Here is a 1,269-nt window from a genome sequence, read left to right on the forward strand (position 1 = left end):
AGCTGATGGGATGGTCCCGCCCCTTAAAAAGGGGTATATTTCAAGTTCACCACAACTTCGAAATGGAGGACCATCCCAATGAAAGTAGCTACCATAATCGGAATTGATTTGGCAAAGTCCAGCATCCAGCTTTATGGAGTTGATTCACGAGGAAAAGCAGTGCTTAAGAAAAAACTACCTCGTAAGCAAATCCTGACTTTTTTTGCTAACYATCCGCAATGTTTAGTTGGAATGGAGTCATGTGCAACTTCTGCTTACTGGCAACGTGAAATTGCGAAATTAGGGCATACTGTAAAGCGTATACATGCTCGATTTGTTAAGCCATATCTGATGGCTGACAAAAATGACGCAAATGATGCAGCAGCAATATGTGAAGCTGTTTCAAGGCCGCATATGCGTTTTGTTCCTCCAAAAGGTCAGGAACAATCTGATATTCAAGCACTGCATCGTGTCCGCTCAGCCTTGATCCAAGAAAGGACTGCAAAATTTAACTCTGTCCGAGGACTCCTTGCTGAGAACGGAATTATCATAGCCAAAGGCGCAGCGCATGTCCGGACTCACTTGCCCCTGATCTTGGATGACTATGAAAACGCATTGTCAGCGACAGTTCGAATCCTTTTAAGAAAGCAATTGGATTTGATAGATGTTCTTGATGAACAGCTCAATGAATTAGATGGGATGGTTAAAACTCTCGTARAGGAAAGAGAGGAATGCTCTCGGCTGAAGGAGATTCCCGGAGTCGGTGACCTCACGGCGACAATTCTTGCTGCGGTGCTTGGAAATGGAAACAACTTTAAAAATGGCAGACAATTTGCGGCATATCTAGGATTAGTGCCGCGCCAACATTCTACGGGTGGAAAATCACGAATGATGGGGATTACCAAACGCGGTGACACATATATTCGAACACTTTTAATAAGCGGAGCTCGTGCTGTATTGGCGTCTTTTTCAAGAGGGCGAAAGCCTTTGAAAGAAAAAACTCAGTGGCTAGAGGATATATACATAAGACGAGGGCACAATATTGCTTGTGTCGCTTTGGCAAATAAAATGGCAAGAATTGCTTGGAGTTTAATTACGCACCAAACCAGTTACCGCCCAACAATATAAATAGGCGCACAGCAAAAATGCTGCACGCCTTTAATTAGACAGTTTTCCCTAGCAGATGCCAAGCAAGGCTTGATGACAAACAGGTTGGACCAACTCCTGAAAAACCTGACTCCGGCGGTGGCTTAAAAAGCCGTTGAGCCGATGAGGAGCAGGAGTGCGGAT

At 44.5% G+C, this 1,269-nt stretch carries 1 protein-coding gene; it reads left to right on the forward strand.

What is annotated here, in order from left to right; genetic code table 11:
- The first annotated feature begins 78 nt into the window (after positions 1 to 78).
- Complete coding sequence (locus D0S45_20360; protein ID TIH08895.1) at positions 79 to 1,107, forward strand: IS110 family transposase; 1,029 nt, start codon at positions 79 to 81, stop codon at positions 1,105 to 1,107.
- Positions 1,108 to 1,269 lie beyond the last annotated feature (162 nt).

The sequence above is a fragment of the Marinifilum sp. JC120 genome (genome assembly GCA_004923195.1).
Classification (GTDB): domain Bacteria; phylum Desulfobacterota; class Desulfovibrionia; order Desulfovibrionales; family Desulfovibrionaceae; genus Maridesulfovibrio.